Origin of the sequence: Cupriavidus sp. SIMBA_020 (genome assembly GCF_046535395.1) — a bacterium.
Classification (GTDB): Bacteria; Pseudomonadota; Gammaproteobacteria; order Burkholderiales; family Burkholderiaceae; genus Cupriavidus; species Cupriavidus campinensis.
The window spans coordinates 341,150-362,798 of record NZ_JAWRWU010000002.1 but is presented as its reverse complement, the minus strand read 5'-3'; the positions used below and the strand labels follow the sequence as shown (position 1 = coordinate 362,798).

At 69.1% G+C, this 21,649-nt stretch carries 23 protein-coding genes and 1 riboswitch; of the genes, 12 read left to right on the top strand and 11 right to left on the bottom strand.

The annotated features are described in order from the left end of the window. Window position 1: 1 nt before the first annotated feature. Window positions 2-1,891: an autotransporter assembly complex protein TamA gene (locus tag SB751_RS05865; RefSeq protein ID WP_377732369.1), complete on the bottom strand. Its 1,890-nt coding sequence runs from the start codon at window positions 1,889-1,891 to the stop codon at window positions 2-4. Window positions 1,892-2,107: 216 nt separating this feature from the next. Here SB751_RS05865 and SB751_RS05860 point away from each other — a divergent pair, with 216 nt between their 5' ends. The 5 genes from SB751_RS05860 (at window position 2,108) to SB751_RS05840 (ending at window position 5,268) form a co-directional block, all read left to right on the top strand. Next, window positions 2,108-2,299 (top strand): DUF3460 family protein, encoded by a 192-nt coding sequence (locus SB751_RS05860; protein ID WP_144197944.1) that lies wholly within the window; start codon window positions 2,108-2,110, stop codon window positions 2,297-2,299. Window positions 2,300-2,361: 62 nt separating this feature from the next. Further along, on the top strand, window positions 2,362-3,255 hold the full coding sequence (locus SB751_RS05855) for a segregation and condensation protein A (protein ID WP_144197943.1): 894 nt from the start codon (window positions 2,362-2,364) through the stop codon (window positions 3,253-3,255). 156 nt (window positions 3,256-3,411) lie between these two features. Next, a complete protein-coding gene (panC, locus tag SB751_RS05850; RefSeq protein ID WP_144197942.1) occupies window positions 3,412-4,254 on the top strand; it encodes a pantoate--beta-alanine ligase in 843 nt (280 codons plus the stop codon). A 142-nt stretch (window positions 4,255-4,396) separates the two neighbouring features. Next, window positions 4,397-4,750, top strand: a complete 354-nt coding sequence (locus SB751_RS05845; RefSeq protein WP_410747847.1) for a type II toxin-antitoxin system PrlF family antitoxin — start codon at window positions 4,397-4,399, stop codon at window positions 4,748-4,750. Beyond that, the gene (locus SB751_RS05840) at window positions 4,750-5,268 is read left to right on the top strand and encodes a type II toxin-antitoxin system YhaV family toxin (protein ID WP_144197940.1); all 519 of its coding nucleotides are present in this window, start codon (window positions 4,750-4,752) and stop codon (window positions 5,266-5,268) included. The genes SB751_RS05845 and SB751_RS05840 overlap by 1 nt, the downstream gene beginning before the upstream one ends. Window positions 5,269-5,278: 10 nt before the next feature. Here the strand turns inward: SB751_RS05840 and SB751_RS05835 are convergent, their stop codons facing one another. Further along, window positions 5,279-6,475 carry a PepSY-associated TM helix domain-containing protein gene (locus SB751_RS05835; protein ID WP_144198126.1) on the bottom strand — a complete coding sequence of 399 codons (1,197 nt, stop codon included), beginning with the start codon at window positions 6,473-6,475 and terminating at the stop codon, window positions 5,279-5,281. 208 nt (window positions 6,476-6,683) lie between these two features. On the opposite strand from SB751_RS05835, the gene SB751_RS05830 reads away from it, so the two are divergent. Continuing rightward, window positions 6,684-7,253 carry a GNAT family N-acetyltransferase gene (locus tag SB751_RS05830; RefSeq protein ID WP_144197939.1) on the top strand — a complete coding sequence of 190 codons (570 nt, stop codon included), beginning with the start codon at window positions 6,684-6,686 and terminating at the stop codon, window positions 7,251-7,253. Here the strand turns inward: SB751_RS05830 and SB751_RS05825 are convergent. Together SB751_RS05825 and SB751_RS05820 are read right to left on the bottom strand one after the other, a co-directional pair. Then, entirely contained in the window at window positions 7,242-7,910 is a 669-nt protein-coding gene (locus tag SB751_RS05825; protein ID WP_250024769.1) for a ParA family protein, read from the bottom strand. The genes SB751_RS05830 and SB751_RS05825 overlap by 12 nt on opposite strands. Window positions 7,911-8,001: 91 nt before the next feature. After that, window positions 8,002-9,492 (bottom strand): cobyric acid synthase, encoded by a 1,491-nt coding sequence (locus SB751_RS05820; RefSeq protein WP_410747881.1) that lies wholly within the window; start codon window positions 9,490-9,492, stop codon window positions 8,002-8,004. 169 nt (window positions 9,493-9,661) lie between these two features. Here SB751_RS05820 and cobU point away from each other — a divergent pair, with 169 nt between their 5' ends. From cobU to SB751_RS05800, 4 genes are read left to right on the top strand one after another with little or no spacing between them, the layout of a single operon-like run. Beyond that, window positions 9,662-10,378, top strand: a complete 717-nt coding sequence (cobU, locus tag SB751_RS05815; protein ID WP_092290717.1) for a bifunctional adenosylcobinamide kinase/adenosylcobinamide-phosphate guanylyltransferase — start codon at window positions 9,662-9,664, stop codon at window positions 10,376-10,378. 10 nt (window positions 10,379-10,388) lie between these two features. Beyond that, complete coding sequence (gene cbiB / locus SB751_RS05810; RefSeq protein WP_313819195.1) at window positions 10,389-11,357, top strand: adenosylcobinamide-phosphate synthase CbiB; 969 nt, start codon at window positions 10,389-10,391, stop codon at window positions 11,355-11,357. After that, window positions 11,354-12,382, top strand: a complete 1,029-nt coding sequence (cobD, locus tag SB751_RS05805) for a threonine-phosphate decarboxylase CobD (protein ID WP_313819196.1) — start codon at window positions 11,354-11,356, stop codon at window positions 12,380-12,382. Before cbiB ends, cobD begins: the two co-directional genes overlap by 4 nt. A gap of 1 nt (window position 12,383) precedes the next feature. After that, window positions 12,384-13,286, top strand: coding sequence for a cobalamin-binding protein (locus SB751_RS05800; protein ID WP_410747846.1), 903 nt, complete (start codon window positions 12,384-12,386; stop codon window positions 13,284-13,286). A gap of 16 nt (window positions 13,287-13,302) precedes the next feature. Here SB751_RS05800 and SB751_RS05795 read toward each other — a convergent pair whose 3' ends face one another. From SB751_RS05795 to SB751_RS05765, 7 genes are read right to left on the bottom strand one after another with little or no spacing between them, the layout of a single operon-like run. Continuing rightward, on the bottom strand, window positions 13,303-13,899 hold the full coding sequence (locus tag SB751_RS05795; RefSeq protein WP_410747845.1) for a histidine phosphatase family protein: 597 nt from the start codon (window positions 13,897-13,899) through the stop codon (window positions 13,303-13,305). After that, window positions 13,884-14,660: an adenosylcobinamide-GDP ribazoletransferase gene (locus SB751_RS05790; RefSeq protein ID WP_144197932.1), complete on the bottom strand. Its 777-nt coding sequence runs from the start codon at window positions 14,658-14,660 to the stop codon at window positions 13,884-13,886. Before SB751_RS05790 ends, SB751_RS05795 begins: the two co-directional genes overlap by 16 nt. Before the next feature lie 22 nt (window positions 14,661-14,682). Beyond that, entirely contained in the window at window positions 14,683-15,747 is a 1,065-nt protein-coding gene (cobT, locus tag SB751_RS05785; protein WP_144197931.1) for a nicotinate-nucleotide--dimethylbenzimidazole phosphoribosyltransferase, read from the bottom strand. 19 nt (window positions 15,748-15,766) lie between these two features. Then, on the bottom strand, window positions 15,767-16,408 hold the full coding sequence (gene cobO / locus SB751_RS05780) for a cob(I)yrinic acid a,c-diamide adenosyltransferase (protein ID WP_211943665.1): 642 nt from the start codon (window positions 16,406-16,408) through the stop codon (window positions 15,767-15,769). Continuing rightward, window positions 16,409-17,224 carry an ABC transporter ATP-binding protein gene (locus SB751_RS05775; protein WP_144197929.1) on the bottom strand — a complete coding sequence of 272 codons (816 nt, stop codon included), beginning with the start codon at window positions 17,222-17,224 and terminating at the stop codon, window positions 16,409-16,411. After that, window positions 17,221-18,228 (bottom strand): FecCD family ABC transporter permease, encoded by a 1,008-nt coding sequence (locus SB751_RS05770; RefSeq protein WP_144197928.1) that lies wholly within the window; start codon window positions 18,226-18,228, stop codon window positions 17,221-17,223. The genes SB751_RS05775 and SB751_RS05770 overlap by 4 nt, the downstream gene beginning before the upstream one ends. Before the next feature lie 36 nt (window positions 18,229-18,264). Then, window positions 18,265-20,211: a TonB-dependent receptor plug domain-containing protein gene (locus SB751_RS05765; RefSeq protein ID WP_410747844.1), complete on the bottom strand. Its 1,947-nt coding sequence runs from the start codon at window positions 20,209-20,211 to the stop codon at window positions 18,265-18,267. Window positions 20,212-20,288: 77 nt separating this feature from the next. Next, window positions 20,289-20,552, bottom strand: a riboswitch (cobalamin riboswitch). A 202-nt stretch (window positions 20,553-20,754) separates the two neighbouring features. Here SB751_RS05765 and SB751_RS05760 point away from each other — a divergent pair. Both SB751_RS05760 and SB751_RS05755 read left to right on the top strand, forming a co-directional pair. After that, window positions 20,755-21,090 (top strand): hypothetical protein, encoded by a 336-nt coding sequence (locus tag SB751_RS05760; RefSeq protein WP_144197926.1) that lies wholly within the window; start codon window positions 20,755-20,757, stop codon window positions 21,088-21,090. Continuing rightward, window positions 21,087-21,425: a cell division protein ZapA gene (locus tag SB751_RS05755; protein ID WP_144197925.1), complete on the top strand. Its 339-nt coding sequence runs from the start codon at window positions 21,087-21,089 to the stop codon at window positions 21,423-21,425. Before SB751_RS05760 ends, SB751_RS05755 begins: the two co-directional genes overlap by 4 nt. The last annotated feature ends 224 nt before the right edge of the window (window positions 21,426-21,649 follow it).

The window sequence follows — 21,649 nt, the reverse complement described above, 5'->3', positions numbered from 1 at the left end:
ATCAGAACGCCACCCCCAGCGAAATATGCGGCCGGAACTGGTTCTGCTGGATGCCATAGGCGATGTCCAGTTGCACCGGGCCCACCGGGCTGCGCCAGCGCGCGCCCACGCCCACGCCGTGATAGAGCTTCACGCCGTGCAGGTCATTGGTGGCCGTGCCCATGTCCCAGAACGCCGCCACGCCCCATTCGGGCTTGAACCAGTACTGGTACTCCAGGCTGCCGGTGCCGAGGAAGCGCGCCGGCAGCACGCTGGCGCCGTTGGGCGTGCCGATCGACTGGTAGCTGTAGCCGCGGATGGAATCGGTACCGCCCGCGCGGAAGCGCAGCGAGGCCGGAATCAGCGCCGGATCGGCCGAGGTCATGTTGGCGCCCAGCTCCAGCCGGGCGATGAACAGGTCGCGGTTGCCCACTGGCACGTACTGGCGAATCCGGCCATACATGCGCAGGAAGGTGGCATCGCTCAGGATATTCTTGGCCGCCACCCCGATCTGCGTGCTGATGACGTTGCCCCGGCGCGGGAACACGGGGTTGTCCACGTCGCGGCGGGTCCAGGCGAAGGCTGGCACGAGCGCCTTCGAGATCTGCTCGGGCTGGCCGAACGGCACGAGGTTGTCGTAATAGAAATCGAGCGACACCGTGGTGTCGTACTTCTCGCGCGAGCGGGAGCGCTTGAGGCCGGCCCGCCAGCTGGTCAGGTCGGTGCTCTCGACGTCGATCGTGCGCTCGTAGCTGGTGTAGATGCTGTTGCGGTAGGTGTGCGAGTCCGGCGGCATGGCCGCCTCGATAAAGCCGTACTGGCGCTTCTGCTCGATACGCGCCTGGGTGTCGAGCACCCACGCGCGGTTGAACAGGTTGTAGTACGAGTAGCGGCCTTCCACCTGCGCGCCGGTATCGGTGGTGAAGCCGACGCCGGACGAGACGCGGTGCGTTGGATATTCCCGCACGCGCACCTTTACGGGTGCCACCACGGTCTCGTCCTTGGCGGCGGCGTCGGCCGATTCGGCCGGCGTGGGCTCGGCCAGGTCCACCTGCACGTTGGAGAAGTACGGCTGGTTCTGGATCGCGCGCTGCAACTCGAGCAGGCGCTCCACGCGGTACGGCTCGCCCTCCCGGAGCGGGTTCACATTGCGGACGATCTGCTCGGGATAGCGGCGCGTGCCCTCCACCTCGAGCGCCCCGAGCACATAGGCCGGCCCGCTCTCGAAGCGCGCCGACAAATCGGCGGCATGCTCGTCCGGCTCCACCCGGGCGCGCGATGCCGTCTGCTTCGCGCCATAGTAGGTATGGCTTTGCAGGGCAACCAGCGCGTCTTCCTTGGCCTTGTCCCAATCTGCCTGGCGGAACGGGTCGCCGACCGGCAGGCCCCATTTGGCGCGCATCTCGTTCACCTGCTGCGGGTTCTGCGTGGCGGCCGGGCCGGTCACCTCCAGGTCCACACGCCGGATCAGCGTGCGCGCGCCGGGGTCCACGCTGATATGGACCACGCGACTGTCGCCCTCGCCGGTCACGGTGGCCTTGGTTTCAGGATCGAACCAGCCCTCCGTGGAGGCGAACTGGCGCACCTGCTCGCCCACGGTTTCCACCATGTAGGCGAACTGGTCTTCGGAAATATCGGTGCGGGTGGCGTAGCGGGCGAGGTCGAGGTGTTCCTCGAGGATGTCCTTGAGGACCTTGGGTGCCTCGATCTCCACCTTGTAGGCAGCGCGGGCGGCCAGCGCCTCGGACGCCAGCATCTGGATCAACAGCCCGGCCAGCCCGAGCACCAGGGCCAGGCCCGCCCGGCGCAGGCGCGCGCGGCAACCGTCCCCGGCTTGGGGGGGCTGTGGGGGGCATTGCAACGCCCGGCTTGCAGCGCTCCTTGTGGCCACGTGACCCAAGTCGATCCTCATCCGTCCGTGTCGATCCGGCAAAGTCGCTATTTGACCACACCCGGCGCCGCGTCCGACGCCGGAATCGCGTCAAATTACACCGGAAACCGGCGCCCGGGGCCGGTTTCCAGCCTGCTTCCCGGGCATTGCCCGCCGATTCCTCCTTGCCCAGTCGCCGATACGGTAAAATCGTGCCCCACTATTCCCCCACTCCGCCACCGGGCGGCGAGTTTCATCATGGCCATGTACGAATCGGATATCACCCAGTTCATCAAGTCGCTCAAGCAGGAACGTCCTGCCCTGGAAGCCGAGCAGCGCGAAGGCCGCGCCCTGCTGTGGGACAAGACCCCGATCGACCTCGAGGAACGCGCCCGCGCCAACGACTCGCGCGTGGCCCAGAAGCCGTACGTGTACTCGTCGGGCAACTGAGCCCGCTTGAGCCAGCTTGAGCCCGATCCCGGCCCGCCCGACCCCGAACCCGACCTGACCGGATGCATCCGAGCGAGAAAGACGCGCAGGACAAGCTGACGCTGCCCGTGGAGCTGCCAACCGTGGCGCCCGCCGGCGGCGCGGCCCCCGGCGACATGGTCGACGGCATGGCCTTCGCGCGCCTGTACGGCGAGCCGCTGTTCAAGCTGCCGCAGGACCTCTACATCCCGCCGGACGCGCTCGAGATCTTCCTGGAAGCGTTTGAAGGGCCGCTGGACCTCTTGCTGTACCTGATCCGCAGGCAGAACTTCAACGTGCTGGACATTCCGATGTCCCAGGTGACGCGTCAGTATCTTCTGTATATCGAGCAGATCCGCAAGACCAACCTCGAGCTGGCTGCCGAATACCTGCTGATGGCCGCGATGCTGATCGAGATCAAGTCGCGCATGCTGCTGCCGGTGAAGAAGGCCGACAGCGACGAGGAAGCCGAGGACCCCCGCGCCGAACTGGTGCGCCGCCTGCTGGAGTACGAGCAGATGAAGCTGGCCGCGCAGCGGCTGGACACCGTCCCGCAACTCGGCCGCGACTTCCTGCGCTCGCAGGTCTATATCGAGCAGAGCCTGTCGCCGCGTTTCCCGGACGTGGAAACGATCGACCTCCAGTCCGCCTGGGCCGACGTGCTCCGGCGCGCCAAGCTCAACCAGCACCACAAGATCTCGCGCGAGGAGCTGTCCGTGCGCGAGCACATGAGCCAGATCCTGCGGCGCTTGCAGCACTCGCGGTTCATGGAGTTCACCGAACTGTTCGACGATGCCATCCGCTCGGGCAAGGGCGTGCCGGTGGTGGTGGTGAACTTCATCGCCATGCTGGAACTGTCCCGCGAGGCCCTCGTCGAGATCACGCAGGCCGAGCCGTTCGCACCAATTTATGTGCGATTGACGTACACGCCGACCTGATTCCCGCAGGTCGGGCCGCCACGGCGGCATTTCGAATGGCGCGGATGCTCTACAATCCGCCGACAACCGGCCATCCCCCGTTTCAGCGATATTAAGAGCCGGTGCACCCCGGGCACGCACCCGGGCGCTCTCCTACCACGACAGCACACCACGTACATGAAAGTCATTTCCTCTATCCAAGAGCTGCGGGACCAGTTGCGCGGGCAGAATCGCGCGGCGTTTGTCCCCACCATGGGCAACCTGCATGAAGGCCACCTGTCGCTGATGCGGCTGGCCCGCCAGCATGGCGACCCGGTGGTGGCGTCGATCTTCGTCAACCGGCTGCAGTTCGGCCCGAACGAGGACTTCGACAAGTACCCGCGCACGCTGCAGGACGACATCGAGAAGCTGCAGAGGGAAGGCGTCTACGTGCTGTTTGCGCCCACCGAGCGCGACATGTACCCGGAGCCGCAGGAATACCGCGTGGAGCCACCGCACGACCTGGGCGACATCCTCGAAGGCGAATTCCGCCCCGGCTTCTTCAAGGGCGTGTGCACGGTGGTGATGAAGCTGTTCTCGTGCGCCCAGCCGCGCGTGGCCGTGTTCGGCAAGAAGGATTACCAGCAGCTGATGATCGTGCGCCGCATGGTCAAGCAGTTTGCGCTGCCCATCGACATCATCCCGGCGGAGACCATCCGCGCCGAGGACGGCCTCGCGCTGTCGTCGCGCAACCGCTACCTGACCGAGACCGAGCGCGCCGAGGCGCCAATGCTCTACAAGTCACTCCATGAAGTGCGCGACACGGTACTCGCCGGTGACAAGGTCGACCTGCTCCAGGTGGAAGCCGACGCCGTGGCCAAGCTGGCCGCGCGGGGATGGAAGCCCGACTACGTGTCCATCCGCAAGCGCGAGAACCTGCAAGCCCCCACCCGCGAGGAATTCGCCGCCGGCGAACCGCTGGTGGTGCTGACCGCCGCCAAACTGGGCGCCACGCGGTTGATCGATAACCTCGAAATCTGAGTTTCCCGACTCCGCTGCCGACTCCGCTACCGAATGAGCCCGCCACTGCGCGGGCTTATTTTCGCCTTATCAGCAATGCAACTGCATTGCCTAAGTAATGCGGATGCATTACCATCGTGGCATTGTGCTGAGGAGTTCCACCATGCCGCTCGTGTTCCACGCCCCTGATGAGGCCATTGTCGAGGCGGAGTCAACCCTGACCGACCGCTTCCAGACCACCGTGCCGGACGTCGTCCGGCGCGCGTTGAAGCTGGAGCGGCGCGACAAGATCCGTTACGTAGTGCGGCCAAGTGGCGAAGTCGTCATGCAACGCGCGACGGGCGTGGTGGTATCCCATGACCCGGCGCTCGAACCCTTCCTGGACCTGCTGGAACGCGACATCGCGCAGCATCCGGAACGCCTGCGTGCATTGAGGGTGGAACTGCTGGCCCGGATCGACAAGCTGACGAATCGAATCGAGATCGACCTCGACGCCCCGCTGCCGGACGAAGACTGATGGCAGCGCCGCAAACCGAAACCCCGGTCGTCAACGGGTGGCGGTTGTACGCCCATCCGTTGTTCATCGATCAACTGACGTCGCTGGCCAACGCCGTCGAGGCGCTGGCAAGGAAAGATCCGGAAGGCTATCGGCAGAAGAACGCCACGAAGCGGCTCGTGGCGATCTTCGAATTGATGATGAACAGGATTCCGTCCGACCCGGCGAACGCCGATTACCGGCTCGGGGGCACGCTGGGCGACACACACAAGCACTGGTGCCGCGCGCGCTTCTTCCAGCAGTACCGGCTTTTCTACCGCTTCAACGCGCAGCAGAAGGTCATCGTCTTTGGCTGGGTCAACGACGAGACCACCATGCGCGCCTACGAAAGCAAGACCGACGCATACCGTGTGTTCGCGAAGATGCTGGCGAACGGCAATCCACCCGACGACTGGGACAGCCTGCTGGCCGCGGCGCGGCTGGCCGAGCGAGACCTCGCCGGCATCGTCACGCCGCTCCGCAGTGTCTCCATGAACTGAGGCCGCCCGCTCACCCCGCCCGCCGCAGCCGCTCCCGTTCCCGCGCCAGATGGCGGCGGTGGCCGCTGCGGCGCTTCCACCAGATCAGTACGCCGGTGATGGCGAAGATCAGCGGGGTCAGGCCGAATGCGGTGATGAAGGCGCGCCCCGGCGTGCCGAAGGCTTCGCCAGTGTGCAGCGGGAACAGCCAGTTGATGAGGGTATCGCCGGACGGCGCGTCCTTGGCCAGCGGGTCGCGGGCGCCGAGACGCTGGCCCGTATAGGCATCCAGCCAGAGCCGCGTGGCGCCGCTGTCGCCACGGATCTCGCCGGACTGGCGCAGGCGGATCTCGTAGACATCGCCCGGCTTGCGGGGCAGCCCGATGCGCGTGACCAGCGCGCCCGGATACTCGCGCTGGGCAGCGGTCATGGCCTGGGCCGGGGTGATCGCGTGCACGCCCTCGGGCGGCGCGGCCGAGTGGGGTTTCTCGGTGGCGCTCACCGTCATCACGCTGCTGATGATCGGCGTGACCCACTTCGGCAGGTTCAGGTACCAGCCCGAGAACGCGATGGTGGCCAGCACCGGCGCCGCGAAGAGGCCGCCCGCCCGGTGCAGCGTGTAGGTGAAGCGCGACCACGAGCCGCCGTGCGCGATGCGCACCGACTGCTTCAGCGCCCGCGCCGTCAGCTTCGGCAGCCAGAGCACGATCCCCACCAGCACCAGGAACAGCAGCATCATGCCGGCCACGCCGGTGATGGTCTTGCCGGTATCGCCGCTCAGCAGGTAGCGGTGGAGGTGGAACAGCGTCGGCATCAGTTGCTGGCGCGACAGCCCCGGCACGCCCCAGAACCGTTCCCCCTTCACGGCCAGCGTGATCGGGTCGATCATCACCTGCCGCGAGCGCCCCGGCCCGGCCTCGGGCCCCTTGAGCGGGTAATAGGCGATGAACACGCCGTGCTCATGCATCGGCAGCATCAGCAGGTTCGGCTTGCCGTAGTGCGGGTCGGCCATCAGCTTGGCGGTGACCGACTCCACCGTGGCCGCCCCCACCGGAATCCGCGCGGCGGAGGACGCCTCGAGCAAATCCGGGTTGAGCCAGGTGTCCAGTTCCTCGCGCCAGGCGATCATGGTGCCAGTCAGGCCCATTAGCACGAACAGCAGGCCGAAGGTCAGGCCGATATAGCGATGCAGCTTGAGGAAGACGGTACGAAGACGGCCGGAGACCATGGTGTCAGGGGCGGATTGGGGGGATTGCCAGGGTGCCGTATCGGTCACTCAAAGACATGCCGATGCACCACACGGGGGCGATCGCTTGGCATCTGTGGGCCAGCCCGCAAATGCAAATGCGAAGAATTCGCGATTCTAACAGTGGCAAGTTAAGATCGGTGGCCGTGCGGTGGCGTTGCCGTCGTGCGCCGCCCACACCTGCCCTGCCATGTCCGATATCGAACTCGCCCCTGCCACAGCCGCTGACGCGGACCTGCTGGCCGCGCTGCACACCGACAGTTGGCGCCACGCCTATGCCGGCCTGATTCCCGCCGAATACCTCGAAAACCACGCGCCGGCCGAACGGCTGGCCACCTGGCGCGCCCGTATGCTGGAGGACGCCGAGGCGCCGCTGCTCGTGACCATCCTGCGGGTGGACGGCAAGCCGGCCGGCTTCAGTTGCCTGATGCCGCTGGCTGAACCGGGCTACGGCATCTACCTCGACAACCTCCATGTGATGGCCGGCTACCAGGGCTTCGGCCTCGGCAAGCGGCTGATGACCCACTGCGCCGCGCGGGTGGCCTACGAATGGCCCGGCAAGCCGCTGTTTCTCTATGTGCTCGACGGCAACACCCAGGCGCGGGCGTTCTACCGGGCGCTGGGCGGCGAGGAATCGGCGTGTTTCGACGATCCGTTTCCCGGCACCGACCTGATGATGCCGATCCGCCGGGTGACGTGGGTCGATGTAGACGCGCTGCTGCGGCGCCTCACAGGCAGCTCAGGCAGCTCAGGCGGCTGAGGGGGAGGACGGCGCAGCAGGCTGCGTCGCTGCCTCGCCATCGAGCCAGTGCAGGATGGGCTGCCACTGCTCCCAGTCGCGCGCCACGCGCGACGGCGCCACGTCCCACAGCGTCAGCCCGTGCGCGGCCAGTTGCACGTAGTTCTGCGTATCGCGCAGGTAGCCGAGCACCGGCAGGCCCAGACCTTCGACAAATCGTTGCAATTGCTCGGCCGCGCGCGTGCGCATGTCCACGCGCATGCCGATCACGCCGACGGCCACCTCGCCGTGGCGCACACGCTTCTCGTCGGCCAGTCTGGTGAGGAAGTCCTGGGTGGCGAGGATGTCGAACATCGAGGGCTGCAGCGGCACCACCACGCGGTGCGCCAGCTTCATGACATCGGCAAAGCGCCAGCCGTGCAGGCCGGCCGGGGTGTCCAGCACCACGTGGGTGGTGCCCTTGGGCGGCCGGGCGATGTGGTCGCCGTTGATCTCCCAGGTGCGGATGGGCGGCGCCGCGGCCGGACGCAGCCCCAGCCAGGCGCGCGAGGACTGCTGGCGATCCGTGTCGCCCAGCATCACCGCATGGCCGTGGCGGGCGAAATAGCCCGCCAGATTGGTGGCCAGCGTGGTTTTGCCCACGCCGCCCTTGGGATTCGCGATCACGACTACCGGCATGAAAAGCTCCAGGAACCGATGGCTGCGATAGTCTACCGGCTCGGCGCCCCGGACTGAACGGTCAGGAGGGATCAGGAGGGATCAGGAGGGATCAGGAGGGATCAGGACTAGGGGGCGAAAGCGGTCCGAGCAACGCAGCGAGGTTGAGATGGGCGGCCATGGTGTCGGCCAGCCGGTCGATCGATGCCTCGCGCAGCGCGTCGAGGTCCACCCCCTCCGCGTGCCGCAAACCGGCCCAGCGCAACAGCGCGCCGCACGCGGCGGGGTCGTCGAACAGGCCGTGGACGTAGGTGGCCAGCACCTGATCGTCATCCGAACGGGCGCCATCGGGCCGCTGGGCGCCATCGCCCGAAATGTTGTCTTCCAGCCACAAAGCAGGCCGATCCAGCGCCGGCCCCTCGGTCACGCCGAGGTGGATCTCGTAGCCGCGTACCGGCGCCGCGTCGTCGCCCGCCAACCGGCCGCCGACCTGCCGCAACTGCTTTTCCGGGGCCAGCGTGGTGTCGAAGTCGAGCCAGCCGAGGCCATCGCTGCTGCCGGCCGGGCCTTCACGGCCGTCCGGGTCATGAATCCGCCGGCCCAGCATCTGCATGCCGCCGCAGATGCCGATCAGCTTGCCGCCATAGCGCAGATGCCGCGCCAGCGCATGGTCCCAGCCGTTGGCGCGCAGGAAGGCCAGGTCCGCGCGCACGCTCTTGCTGCCGGGCAGGATCACAAGGTCCGCCGGCGGCACCGGCATGCCCGGGCCGATAAAGCGCAGGTCCACGCCGGGATGCGCGCGCAGGGCATCGAAATCCGTATGGTTCGAGATGCGCGGCAGCACCGGCACGATCACGCGCAGCACCTCGCCGCCCTCGCCATCCCGGGCGGGCTGGGCGTCGATGATCGCGTCCTCGGCATCGAGGTGCAGCCCGTGCAGGTAAGGCAGCACGCCGAACACCGGCTTGCCGGTGCGCGCGGTAAGCCAGTCAAGCCCCGGCTCCAGCAGGCGGATGTCCCCACGGAAACGGTTGATGATGAAACCGGTCACGCGCGCGCGCTCGGTCTCGGACAGGCAATCGAGCGTACCCACCAGATGGGCAAACACGCCGCCCCGGTCGATATCGGCCACCAGCACCACCGGGCAGTCCACCCGCTCGGCAAACCCCATGTTGGCGATGTCCCGGTCGCGCAGGTTGATTTCGGCGGGGCTGCCGGCGCCCTCCACCAGCACCACTTCGTACGCCTGTTTCAGGCGGTCGTGGCTCTCCAGCACGGCGGCCATCGCCTGCGGCTTGTAGGCGTGATAGGCGCGGGCGTCCAGGTCCATGCGCGCGCGGCCGTGGATGATGACCTGCGCGCCGATGTCGCTGCTCGGCTTGAGCAGCACCGGGTTCATGTCGGTATGCGGGGCGAGCCCTGCCGCCTGCGCCTGCAGCGCCTGCGCGCGGCCGATCTCGCCGCCATCGACGGTCACCGCGCTGTTCAGCGCCATGTTCTGCGGCTTGAACGGCACCACCGGCACGCCGGCACGCGCCAGCACGCGGCACAGGCCGGCGACGATGGTGCTCTTGCCCGCATCGGAGGTGGTGCCCTGGACCATCAGGGTGCCGCGCAGGGCACGCCCGCCGGGCAGCGGCGCGCCGCTGGAAACAGTTTTCGATTGCATGGCGCGATTATCGCAGCGTCGTTGCCCGGCCGGTGCGCCACGCGCGGTGGCCCTGCAAGTTCCATGCGTGCGGGCACCGCATGCCGCCGCTACAATACGCGGGATGGAAACCAAGGCCATCGCCAAGTCACTCGGCATCACCGGACCCGCCGACCCCGCGTCGGCCGGCGCCGCCGTTGCCAGCACGCCCGAGACGGAGACCGCGCCGCAGCCGCAGGCCGGTACGGCGGTCCCGCGCATGCTCACGCTGGTGCTGGGCGGGGCGCGCTCGGGCAAGAGCCATTTCGCCGAACAGCTCGCCACGGACCACGCCACGCTGACGTGCGGCCCGGTGACCTACATCGCCACCGCGCGCCATGACGCCGAGCCGGCCGACGAGGAAATGGAGCTGCGCATCGCGCTGCACCGCGCCCGCCGCCCGGCCGACTGGGCGCTGGTGGAGGAGCCGGTACACCTAGCGGACGCCCTTTACGCGCACGCGCGCCATGACGGCTGCATCCTCGTCGATTGCGTCACGCTCTGGCTCAACAACCTGATCTTCGACGAGAACCGCGCCTACCCCGAGTACGGCGTCATCACCCCGCCGCCCGCCTTCACCGAGGAAATCGACGCGCTGCTCACCGCGCTGCCGATGCTGCCGGGCCACGTGATCCTGGTCTCCAACGAGATCGGCTTCGGCGTGGTGCCCACGGGCGCCATCACCCGTTTCTACGTGGACGAACTGGGCCGCCTGAACCAGAAGCTGGCCGCCGCCGCGGACCGCGTGCGCCTGCTCGTGGCCGGCATTCCGGTCGCGGTCAAGGGCGCCGACCCCGCGTGATCTTCCCACCATGTTGATGATGTCCTGGGCGGCCTGCGTGGCCGCCGCGCTGGCCGGCGTGCTGCTGGACCGCTGGCTTGGCGAACCGCGCCGCTGGCATCCGCTGGTCGGCTTCGGCCGCCTGGCCGCCGCGCTGGAAGCGCGTCTTAATCGCCCCGCATGTTCCTCACTACGCCAACGCACCGCCGGACTGCTGGCCTGGGCGACGATGGTGCTCGTGCCTGCCGCGCTGGCCTGGGGGCTGGTCGCGCTCGCGCAGCGCGCGCACCCCGCGCTGGCGTGGGCCCTGCACGCGGCGGCGCTCTACGCGGCGCTGGGCGCGTGCAGCCTGGCCCAGCACATCGCGCCGATTGCCGCCGCGCTGGCGCGCAACGACCTTGCCGATGCCCGCCGGCTGACCGCGCGCATCGTCTCCCGCGACACCACCGATGCCGACGCCGAGGCGCTGGCCCGCGCCGCCTGCGAATCGGCGCTCGAGAACGGCAACGATGCCATCTTCGGCGCGCTGTTCTGGTTCTTCATCGGCGGCGCGCCGGCGGTGATCGTATTCCGGCTCGCCAATACGCTCGACGCGATGTGGGGCTATCGCACGCCGCGCCTGCTGCATTTCGGCTGGGCCGCCGCGCGGCTCGACGACGGCCTCAACCTGATCCCCGCGCGGCTGACCGCGCTGACCTACGCGCTGCTCGGCGCCACGGGGCAGGCGCTGCGCTGCTGGCGCACGCAGGCGCCCGCGTGGTCCAGCCCCAACGCGGGTCCGGTGATGGCGGCCGGCGCCGGCGCGGTGGGCGTGGCGCTCGGTGGCGGCGCGCGCTATCACGGCGAGTGGGAGGAGCGCCCGCCCCTCGGCGTGGGCGAGCGGCCCGGCGCGGCCCATGTCGATGCCTGCCTGCGGCTGGTGCAGCGCACGCTGTGGCTCTGGCTCGGGCTGGCGATGCTGAGCGTGCCGCTGGCGATGGGGCTGGAGGTGGCCGCATGAGCGCCCTCGCCCCGATCCGCCATGGCGGCAACCTGCTCGCCGCCGCGCGCCGTTATGGCCGGCCCGTGGCCGAATGGCTCGACCTGTCCACGGGCATCAATCCCGATGGCTACCCGGTGCCGCCGCTGCCCGCCGAGGTCTGGCAACGGTTGCCGCAGGACGATGACGCCCTGGCGGACATCGCCGCGCGCGCCTACGGCGGTGCGCACGCGTTGCCGGTCGCCGGCTCGCAGGCGGCCATCCGCACGCTACCGCGCCTGCTGCGGCCCGGGCGGGTGGGCATTGCCGCGCTCGGGTACAGCGAGTACGCCCCGGCGTTCGCGCTGGCCGGGCACACGGTCGTGCCGCTCGATGAAGCCGATTTCGCCCGGGTCGATCTGGCCGATGACCTCGACCATCTGGTGGTCGTGAATCCGAACAACCCCACCGCGCGGCTGCTGCCGGCGCAGACGCTGCGCCACTGGCATCGGCAAGTGGCGCGCCGGCACGGCACGCTGGTCGTGGACGAGGCCTTCATGGATGCACTGGCCGCGCCGTCGCTGGTGGCAGACGCCGCCGCGCCGGGCCTGGTCGTGCTGCGCTCGCTCGGCAAGTTCTATGGGCTGGCGGGCGTGCGCTGCGGATTCGTGTTCGCCGCGCCGGACCTGCTCGCGGCTCTCGGCGATCAACTCGGCCACTGGACCGTCTCCGGCCCGGCGCGCGCCGTCGCCCAGCATGCCCTTGCCGATACCGACTGGCAGCACGCCACGCGCGCCAGGCTGGCCGCCGCCGGCCAGCGGCTGGCCATGCTGCTGCGCGAACACGGGCTGTCCCCGGTGTCGCAGCCGCTGTTCAGCTGGATCCCCGATGCCCGCGCGCCGGCCCTGCACGCGGCGCTGGCGCAGCAAGGCGTGTGGACCCGGCTGTTCGATGCGGCCGGCGGCTGCCCCGCCAGCCTGCGCCTGGGCCTGCCGCCCGATAACGAACCCTGCTGGCGCCGGCTGGACCGCGCGCTGGCCGACGCCACCTCCTCTCTCGCCCCCTGACATGACGAAGTCCATCGCCGCGCTGACCACCCTGGTTGCCGCGCTACTGACCTGCCCCGCCCACGCGGCCATCTCCGTGATCGACGATGCCGGCAACACCGTGACGCTGGCCCAGCCCGCGCGCCGCATCGTCTCGCTGGCCCCGCATGTGACGGAGCTGCTCTACGCAGCCGGCGGCGGCGACCGCATCGTCGGCACGGTCTCGTACAGCGACTACCCCCCGCAGGCGCGCGACCTGCCGCGCGTGGGCGACAACAAGGCGCTGGACCTCGAACGAATTGCCGCGCTGAAGCCGGACCTGATCGTGGTCTGGCGCCACGGCAACGCGCAGAAGCAGACCGACCGCCTGCGCGCGCTCGGCCTGCCGCTGTTCTACAGCGAGCCGCGCAAGCTCGAATCGATCCCGGAAAACCTTGAGAAGCTGGGCAAGCTGATGGATACCGGCCCGGTGGCCACGCGCGCCGCCGCGGACTTCCGCCAGCAGGTGGAGACGCTGCGCAAGACCTACGCCAACCGGCCGCCGGTGACGGTCTTCTATCAGGTCTGGCAGCAGCCGCTGATGACGCTGAACGGCCAGCACATGGTCAGCGACATGCTGGCGCTGTGCGGCGGGCGCAACCTGTTCGGGAACGAGCCGCCGCTGGTGCCGACCGTGTCCGTGGAAGCGGTGGTGGCCGGCAACCCCGAGGCGATGATGACGGCGGGCATCGGCGCCACGCGGCCGGACAAGCCGCTGGCGGATTTCTCGATGTGGGAAAAATGGAAGTCGGTGACGGCGGTGGCGCGCAACAACCTGTTCATCATCGACGGTGACCTGGTCAACCGCGCCGGCCCGCGCGTGGTGCAGGGCGCGGCGGAGATCTGCAAGGATCTCGATATCGCGCGCTCGCGCCGGCCGTCCTGATCCTCGTTGATTCGAACTAGTTCGACAGCCGGTTCCACCAGCTAAGCCGGGCGCCCATGCCATCCGCACCCTCCAGATGGAAGCGGCACGTGGCGCCAAAGCCCAGTTCCCACGCCAGCGTGCGCGCCAGCGGCAGGCCCAGCCAGTGCGCGGCCAGCATGCGGATGGGGCCGGCGTGGGTCACCACCCACAGGCAGCCGCCGGCGTCGGCCGGCAGCGAACCGGCCCAGTCCACCACACGCGCCATGACCTGCGCGGCGCTCTCGCCGCCGTGGGGGCGCGCCGCCATCAGGTTCGCTGCCCAGTGGTCGAGATCGGCGCGGTCGATGGTCGCCCACTCCCGCCCTTCCCACTGGCCGAAGTCCAGCTCGCGCAGGCGCGGTTCGATTTCCAGGTCGATGCGGGTGTCGATGCCGTGGGACAAGGCTGTCGCCGTGTCGCGCGCGCGGGCCGCCGGGCTGGTCAGGATGCGGTCCGGCCGCAGGCCGTCCAGCGTGGCGACGATCCGCTCGGCGGGCGGCGAGACGGGCAGCGCCAGCGCGAGGTCCAGCGCGCCGTAGCAGATGCCCGGCGCCACTTCCGGCCGGGCGTGGCGGATCAGGACCACGTCCATGCGGCCGCCACGAGGTAGATCGACAGTTCGCCGCATTGCTGCGCCATGCCGAGGCAATCGCCGGTGTAGCCGCCCAGCCGGCGCACGAAGTACGCGCCCAGCGCGGCGCGCACCCCTACCAGCACGACGATGGCCACGCCCGCGAACATCGGCCCGAGCAGCACCAGCGGCGCCACGCCGCAGACCAGCGCGAACAGCAGGCCGGCCCCGGCCAGCCGCTGTGCCACCGGCTTGGCCTTGCCTTCGGCGCGCACATAGTCGTGCGTGGCGAGGAAGGAGATCGCCATCGCCCGGCTCGCGCCATGGCCGGCTACCAGCACCGCCAGCAGCACGGCCAGCCCGCCCGCGTCGCCCGTGGCCAGCAGCAGCTGCCACTTGAGCAGCAGCGCCATGACGATGGCGATGGCCCCGAACGCGCCCACGCGCGAGTCGTGCATGATGGCCAGCACGTCCTCGCGCCGGTAGCCGCCGCCGAAGGCATCCACGCAATCGGCCAGGCCATCCTCATGGAACGCACCGGTCAGCAGCAGCGTGGCGATCATGCCCAGCGCCACGGCCACGGGGGCGCTCCACAAGGCCAGCGCGCCCCAGGTGACCAGCGCGCCGGCCACGCCCACCAGCAGCCCCACCAGCGGAAAGTAGCGCGCCGCCGCGTTGAGGAAGTGCGGCTGGAAACCGACCCAGCCGGCCAGCCGCTGCGGCAGCGGCACGCGCGTGAAGTAGCCGAGGGCGGTCAGGAAGAAGCGCAGTTCGTCGGCCATGGTCGGGTTTTCCGGGGTCCGATCAGGCCGCGCCGGGGCTCACGCCGGCACCGCTGAACGTCGCCATTTCCTTGAGAAACGCCGCCGCCGAAGCCACCAGCGGCCATGCCAGCGCCGCGCCGGTGCCTTCGCCCAGGCGCAGGTTCAGGGCCAGCAGCGGCTCGGCGCCGAATTCGGCCAGCAGGGCCTTGTGGCCGCGCTCATCGGAACAATGCGAGAACACGCAGTACTGGAGCACGGTCGGGTCGATCCGCGCCGCCACCAGCAGCGCGGCGGAGGCGATGAAGCCATCGACCAGAATCACCATGCGGCAGGCGGCGGCAGCCAGGTAGGCGCCCGTCATCGCCGCGATCTCGTAGCCGCCGAAGGTGGCCAGCACGTCCAGCGGCGCGGTGACTTCGGCATGGCGGGCCAGCGCGCGCTCGAGGATCTCGCGCTTGCGGGCCACGCCGGCCTCGTCCAGCCCGGTGCCGCGCCCGGCGCAGTCGGCCAGCGGCAGGCCGGTCAGCCGGCTCATCAGGCAGGCGGCGGCGGAGGTGTTGGCGATCCCCATCTCGCCGAAGCCGATCACATTGGTGCCCTGCTCCGCATGGCGCAGCACGCGCGCCATGCCGGCCTGGATGGCCGCGCCCGCCTGCGCCGGCGTCATCGCGGCTTCCTCGACGAAATTGCGCGTGCCATCGGCCACACGGCAGTTGACCAGCCCCGGCGCGGCCGGCAGCGGCGCGCGCACGCCGGCATCCACCACTTCCAGCACCATGCCGTGCTGGCGCGTGAAGACGTTGATCGCCGCGCCGCCGCCGAGGAAGTTCAGCACCATCTGGGCCGTGACTTCAGGCGGGAAGGCGCTCACGCCGGCATCGGCCACGCCATGGTCGCCGGCAAACACGATGATGGTCGGGCGGGTCAGCACCGGCTGGGTCTCGCCCCGGATCAGGCCGATCTGCATCGCCAGCGACTCCAGCCGGCCCAGCGAGCCGGGCGGCTTGGTCTTGTCGTCGATGGCGGCCTGGAGCGCGGCGCGCAGCGAGTCATCGAGCGGGGCGATCGGGGGGCGTTGCAGGGGGGTGTCGGTGAAGGTGGACATCGATATTTCCGCAGTGTCTTTACATTTCCACGCCGCGCTGGGCCTTGATGCCCTGCTGGAACGCGTGCTTGACCGGGGTCATCTCGGTCACGGTGTCGGCGGCCTCGACCAGCGCGGGCGGCGCGCCGCGGCCGGTGATGACCACGTGCTGCATCGGCGGACGGGCGCGCAGGTCGGCGATGACCTGCTCCACGTCGAGGTAATGCAGCTTCAGCGCGATATTCAGTTCGTCGAACAGGACCAACCCGATGGCGGGATCCCGCAGCATGCGCCGGGCGATGTCCCAGGCGGCCTCGGCCTTGGCCACGTCGCGTGCGCGGTCCTGGGTCTCCCAGGTGTAGCCCTCGCCCATCACGTGGAACTCACATTCTTCCGAAAAACGCTGGAGGAACATCTCCTCGCCGCTCGGGATGGCGCCCTTGATGAACTGGACCACGCCCGTACGCATGCCGTGCCCCATCGCGCGCACGACCATGCCGAAACCCGAGCTGGACTTGCCCTTGCCGTTGCCGGTGGTGATCACGATCACGCCGCGCTCGGTCTGCGCGGCGGAGATCTTGGCATCCACCACCTCCTTCTTGCGCGCCATGCGGGCCTTGTGGCGGGCGTCACGGCCATCGTCTTCCGAGGTGTCCGGCGTGTTGTTGTCGATATCGCTCATTTACGAATTTCCAGTCGTCCCATTCGGAATCAGCGCGGTATAGAGGCCGTCGCTGACGCTGACAATGGGGGTGCGCAGCGCCCGGGAGCACTGCGCGGGGGTGAGGACATCCGGCGCGGGGCCATGCAGCGCCTGGCCGTCTTCGGACATCAGCAGCGCATGCGTGGCGTAGCGGCGCGCCAGGTTGAGATCGTGCAGGATCACGATGGCCGCGTGGCGGCCCGCCGTGGTCAGGCGGCGCAGCAGTTCCAGCACGAGGATCTGGTGGCGCAGGTCGAGGTGAGCCACCGGTTCGTCCAGCAGCAGCAGCGGCGCCTGCTGGGCCATGGCGGCAGCCAGCGACACGCGCTGGCGCTCGCCGCCGGAGAGCGTGAGGACGTCGCGCGTGGTCAGGGCGTCGAGGTCGAGTTCGGTCATGACGTCGCGCACCACGCGGTCGTCATCGCCCTGGCCCCAGCCCCAGCCGCTCATGTGCGGATGGCGTCCCACGCGCACGGCGTCCTGCACGGCCATCGAGAAGGTGTCATGCACGGCCTGCGGCAGGTAGGCCCGCTGGCGCGCGAGCGCGGCCGGCGCGGCGCGGGTGACCGGGGTGCCGTCGATGCGGACCTCGCCGCCATCGGGCGCGCGCAGGCCGGCGAGCACGCCCATCAGCGTGGACTTGCCCACGCCATTCGGGCCGACCACGCACCAGAACTCGCCCGGCGCGATGGCCATCGACAGATGCTCCACCAGCACGCGCGACCCGGTGCGCAGGGCGACGTCGCGCAGGTGCAGGCTGGGACAGGGCGCAAGCGGCGTAGACCAGTGGTTCATCGCGGCCTCCGCAGCAGCAGGTAGAGGAAGGTCGGCACGCCGAGCAGCGCGGTAATCACACCCACCGGCAGTTGGGTCGGGGCGATCACGGTACGGGCGATCAGATCCGCCGCCATCAGCAATGTGCCGCCCAGCAGCACCGACGCCGGCAGCAGCAGCCGCTGGTCGTTGCCCCAGGCCAGCCGCACCATGTGCGGTACAACCAGGCCGACAAAGCCGATCGACCCGGCGGTGGTGATCGCCGCCGCAATGGCGAACGAGGCGATCAGGAACGTGGCCAGCCGCACCCGGCCCACCTGCACGCCCAGCGATTGCGCCACGGTCTCGCCGAGCAGCATCACGTTGAGCGAGCGCGCCATCGGCATGGCCAGCGCCAGCGCCACGGCCAGCGTGGCCAGCGCGGCGCCGTAGCTGGCGGTGCCGCCGAGGTCGCCGGTCAGCCAGAACAGCATGCCGCGCAGCCGCGACTCCGGCGCGATGGCCAGGATCAGCGTGATCAGCGCGCCCCAGCCGGCGGCCAGGATCACGCCGGTCAGCAGCAGGCGGGCGCCCGCCTCGTGGTGGCCGCCCTGCACGCGCGGGTGGAGCAGGTCCCGGCGCGCCAGCGAGGCCACCAGCACCATCGACAGCAGCGCCCCGCCGGCGGCGCCCGCCTGCACGGTCCACAGCGGCAGCATCAGCAGCATCGCCAGCAACGCGCCGGTGGCGGCGCCGCCCGAGACGCCTAGTACATAGGGCTCGGCCAGCGGGTTGCGCAGCAGCACCTGCATCAGCGCGCCGGAGAGCGCCAGCAGGCCACCGCACGCGAACGCGGCGACGGCGCGGGGGAGTCGTAATTCCCTGACAATGGCGCCGGCCATGCCGGCATCGGTGGCGCTCAGGGCCTGCCAGAGCTGCGCGGCATCGAGCGACACGCTGCCCAGCGCCAGCGACAGCCCGAACACGGCCAGCCCCGCCAGGGCGAGGACCAGCCAGACGGCCAGCGCGCGGCGCGCCTCAGCCATGGCGGGCACCGTCCCCGCGCGGCGCCTTGCCGGGCCTCATTTCTGGCGCCATCCCAGCGTGACGAACCCCGCCCGGCCCTGCGTGGCGTACGGATAGGCGAGCTGGTAGTTCTTGTCGAACAGGTTTTCCACGCGGGCGGCGACGAACCATTGCTTGTCGATGTTGTAGCGGGCGGTGAGGTTCAAGATACCGTATCCGCCCAGCCGGCGCGAGCCATTGTCCATCCGCGACGACGACACCAGCCACTCGCCCCCGAATCGGAAATCGCCGAAATTCCGGCCGACATCGACCGACGCATGGCGGCGCGCGCGGCGCAGCAGCTGGGTGCCGTTGGTTTCATCGACCGGATTCTGGAAGGTCACGCTGGCGCCGACATCCGTGCCGAGCAGGTTGGCGCGCCAGGACGCCTCCACCCCCTGCACCTTGGCCTTGTTGACGTTCTGCGCCAGGAACAACCCGCTGGCCTGCTGCGTGGAGACGATCAGGTCGTTGTAGCGGGTCTCGAACGCGGTCACGCGCAGCAGCCCGGTGGCGGCGGTTTCCACCTGCACGCCCAGTTCGGCCGACTTGGCGCGCTCGGGCTGGAGGTTCGGCTGGCCGAAGTTCGGGTAATAGAGTTCGTTGAAGGTCGGCGCCCGGAAAGCGTTGCTGACGTTGGCGATCAGCTTGACCGCCTGGGTCAGGTGGAAGCCATAGCCGGCGAAGAAGCTGCCCTGGTTGCCGAAGTCCGAATAATGGTCGTTGCGCGCGTTCAGCTGCAGCTGGTGGCGGCCGATCTTGCCTTCGTAGCCGCCGTAGACCGAGAACACATTGCGCGTGGGGGCGTTGTAGGCGCTGGACGACAGTTCCTGCTGGAGGTAGTCGGTGCCGAACAGCAGCGTGTGGTCAGGCGTCAGCGCGTACTCGTTCTGCCAGTTGAACTGGCGGGAACGGGTGCTGAACAGGCTGTCGAACAGGCCGTTCTTGCTGGTTTCGGCGCGGTCCTCGCTCTGGGCGACCTTGAAATGGGTGCGCCAGTCGGGCAGCAGCCTGCCGTTGACGAAGGCGGACAGCGTGTACAGCTCGCTATCCATGCGCAGGTCGTCGGTCGGCTTGCCGCTGGCGCTGTCGTACGAGAGCTGGCTGTTGGCGTAGTACGCGGCCACGCCGGCGTCCCAGTCCTGGCTGAACTTGTGCTTCACCTGGCCGGAGACGCTCTTGTTCTCGTACGGGTTGTCGGCCGGGTTCGGGCCGATGCCCTGCCGGGCGCGCGTGGGGTTGTCGCGATTCCATGCCGCGGCGTCGATCGACGAATAGCCGTCGGTCTTGAAGATCGAACCGGTGACGTTGAACGAGGTATCGCCCACCTGCCCGCCATAGCCGACGGTGCCCTGGCGCGTGTTGTTGCTGCCGTACCCCACCGAAGCATTGGCCGCCGGGGCCTGGCCGGCGCCGCTCTTGGTGAAGATCTGCACCACGCCGCCGATGGCGTCGGAGCCATACAGGGCCGAGACGTTGCCGCGCACCACCTCGATATGGTCGATCTGGTCCGGCAGGATATTGGCGAGCTGCGCGGTGCCGCCGCTGGCGCCGGCAATGCGCACGCCATCCACCAGGATCAGCACCTGGTTGGAATTGGCGCCGCGCATGAACAGCGTGGTGTTGGCGCCCATGCCGCCCGTGGTGGCAAATTCCACGCCCGCCTGGCCGCGCAGCAGCGAGCGCAGGTCCGGCGCCTGGGCATTGACGATGTCTTCCTGGGTGACCACCGTGGTGTGCGGCAGCGCCTCGGTCACGGCCTGCGCGGTGCGCGAGGCGGTGACGACGACCGGGGCGAGCGTCTGGCCGGGGGCGGTGTCGCTGGCCTCCGGCGCGGTTTGCGCGTGGACCATGGCGGGCAGGGAAACGGACGAGAAAACAGCGATGGCCGCCAGGATGGCGGGCACGAGCGGGCGGACCGGCGGCTGTGTCGCGGCGGTCGGCCTGTGGAGCGAGGAACGCATGTTGCTGGATGGATGGAAGCACGGCCGGGCCCGTTCCCCCGCGGGCCATATGGCGAAGTGGCGCGCCGCCGTGTGGAGCGGTGCGCCCGCGTTCAGGCCGGTATCCGGGCTGACGACATCAGGCCGGCCGCCTTCCCGATCGGTGGATCCCCGTCACATGGCGGGGTGGATCAGTGGCATGCTGGCAGGCCCTTGCGCGGCGCATGGCGCGTGCGCGGTCGCTTACCGTTGCGGGGGCAGCACAGGTTGGCCCAGCGCGCGGCGCGCCCCGGACTCCCTGTTTCCCGTTGAACTGCGGCCCTGTGGGCAGGGTCGCGAGCACCTGGAACGTGCGCGAGTGTAGGCAGTTTCACCGGGGCCGTCAATCTGGCGGACGTGGTGCGGAACCGTCCACTCCGGGGCCGGTTACCCGCATGTTGCGTGACGATCGATGCAACTTCCTGGCGACGCTGCAGTCAGAAACGTCTCGTTGACAACGTGGCCGATCCGGCATCGGCTAGAATCCCGAAACCTGACCCACAATCCATCGGACAGACAGGCACTATGCTCAACGAACTCGAACAACTGGCCGCCAAGATCGGGCGCGTGCTGCATCATGCAGACACCCTGGCGGCGGAAAACCAGCGGCTGCGCGCGGAGATCGACCGCCTGCGGGCCGAGGCGAGCCAGTTGCGCACGGACCGCGAAGCCATGGCGGCCGACCGCGAACTGCTCAATATCAAGATCGAGGAAGCCCAGCTGCGCATCCAGTCGATCCTGGACAAGCTGCCCACGGCCAGCGATGCGCGCCAGCTCGATTTGCTGGGTGAAGGCGCCCCGGCCACCGGCACCGACCCCGATGCCAGCGGCGCGCACCCCGCCCCCGGAGAACACGCATGAGCAACAAGCAAGTCGAAGTGAACATCGCGGGGCAGCCCTACCGCTTCGCCATCGCGCCGGACAATGAAGCCGCGCTGCTGGAAGCCGTGGCGCTGGTGGACAACCAGATGAACAAGCTCAAGGGCAACGTCTCCGCCAAGGGCGTGGAGCGCGTGGCCGTGATGGCCGCCATCAGCATTGCCTCGGACCTGCTGGCCATGCGCCGCAAGCAGGAAGAGGACGGGCAGATTCCCGTGGACGCCGTGCGGGCCCGCATCCGCGAGCTGAACGAGCGCGCCGACGAGGCACTGCGGCAGTACGCGCACGTGGGCACCGACCCCCGCGCGCAGGGCTGACATCGACATCGGCCGAATCTGGCCGGACTTGAAATCACACCGCATCGGCCGCACATGACAGGCATGTGAAGCCGATGGCGCAATGTCGGATCTGGCCGATGTCCGGTGTTGAAAATGTAACGATGCAACATGCCGAACTTGGTATGCCTGACGACGCGGTGTATAGTGTAGCCAGACTGCACAAACGCCTTACCGGTGCAGCATACAGGTCAGGTTATCGCGCC

Excerpts from the sequence above, each read along its gene's own strand:
- cobD (WP_313819196.1), top strand. The coding sequence starts at position 11,354 with ATGAGCGCCCTCGCCCCGATCCGCCATGGCGGCAACCTGCTCGCCGCC.
- SB751_RS05775 (WP_144197929.1), bottom strand. The coding sequence starts at position 17,224 with ATGAACCACTGGTCTACGCCGCTTGCGCCCTGTCCCAGCCTGCACCTG.
- SB751_RS05830 (WP_144197939.1), top strand. The coding sequence starts at position 6,684 with ATGTCCGATATCGAACTCGCCCCTGCCACAGCCGCTGACGCGGACCTG.
- SB751_RS05845 (WP_410747847.1), top strand. The coding sequence starts at position 4,397 with ATGCCGCTCGTGTTCCACGCCCCTGATGAGGCCATTGTCGAGGCGGAG.
- SB751_RS05760 (WP_144197926.1), top strand. The coding sequence starts at position 20,755 with ATGCTCAACGAACTCGAACAACTGGCCGCCAAGATCGGGCGCGTGCTG.
- SB751_RS05840 (WP_144197940.1), top strand. The coding sequence starts at position 4,750 with ATGGCAGCGCCGCAAACCGAAACCCCGGTCGTCAACGGGTGGCGGTTG.
- SB751_RS05825 (WP_250024769.1), bottom strand. The coding sequence starts at position 7,910 with ATGCCGGTAGTCGTGATCGCGAATCCCAAGGGCGGCGTGGGCAAAACC.
- SB751_RS05855 (WP_144197943.1), top strand. The coding sequence starts at position 2,362 with ATGCATCCGAGCGAGAAAGACGCGCAGGACAAGCTGACGCTGCCCGTG.
- cobT (WP_144197931.1), bottom strand. The coding sequence starts at position 15,747 with ATGTCCACCTTCACCGACACCCCCCTGCAACGCCCCCCGATCGCCCCG.
- SB751_RS05765 (WP_410747844.1), bottom strand. The coding sequence starts at position 20,211 with ATGCGTTCCTCGCTCCACAGGCCGACCGCCGCGACACAGCCGCCGGTC.
- SB751_RS05770 (WP_144197928.1), bottom strand. The coding sequence starts at position 18,228 with ATGGCTGAGGCGCGCCGCGCGCTGGCCGTCTGGCTGGTCCTCGCCCTG.
- SB751_RS05865 (WP_377732369.1), bottom strand. The coding sequence starts at position 1,891 with ATGAGGATCGACTTGGGTCACGTGGCCACAAGGAGCGCTGCAAGCCGG.
- SB751_RS05755 (WP_144197925.1), top strand. The coding sequence starts at position 21,087 with ATGAGCAACAAGCAAGTCGAAGTGAACATCGCGGGGCAGCCCTACCGC.
- SB751_RS05790 (WP_144197932.1), bottom strand. The coding sequence starts at position 14,660 with ATGGCCGACGAACTGCGCTTCTTCCTGACCGCCCTCGGCTACTTCACG.
- cobO (WP_211943665.1), bottom strand. The coding sequence starts at position 16,408 with ATGAGCGATATCGACAACAACACGCCGGACACCTCGGAAGACGATGGC.
- SB751_RS05795 (WP_410747845.1), bottom strand. The coding sequence starts at position 13,899 with ATGGACGTGGTCCTGATCCGCCACGCCCGGCCGGAAGTGGCGCCGGGC.
- SB751_RS05800 (WP_410747846.1), top strand. The coding sequence starts at position 12,384 with ATGACGAAGTCCATCGCCGCGCTGACCACCCTGGTTGCCGCGCTACTG.
- SB751_RS05860 (WP_144197944.1), top strand. The coding sequence starts at position 2,108 with ATGGCCATGTACGAATCGGATATCACCCAGTTCATCAAGTCGCTCAAG.
- SB751_RS05820 (WP_410747881.1), bottom strand. The coding sequence starts at position 9,492 with ATGGTCCAGGGCACCACCTCCGATGCGGGCAAGAGCACCATCGTCGCC.
- SB751_RS05835 (WP_144198126.1), bottom strand. The coding sequence starts at position 6,475 with ATGGTCTCCGGCCGTCTTCGTACCGTCTTCCTCAAGCTGCATCGCTAT.
- panC (WP_144197942.1), top strand. The coding sequence starts at position 3,412 with ATGAAAGTCATTTCCTCTATCCAAGAGCTGCGGGACCAGTTGCGCGGG.
- cbiB (WP_313819195.1), top strand. The coding sequence starts at position 10,389 with ATGTTGATGATGTCCTGGGCGGCCTGCGTGGCCGCCGCGCTGGCCGGC.
- cobU (WP_092290717.1), top strand. The coding sequence starts at position 9,662 with ATGGAAACCAAGGCCATCGCCAAGTCACTCGGCATCACCGGACCCGCC.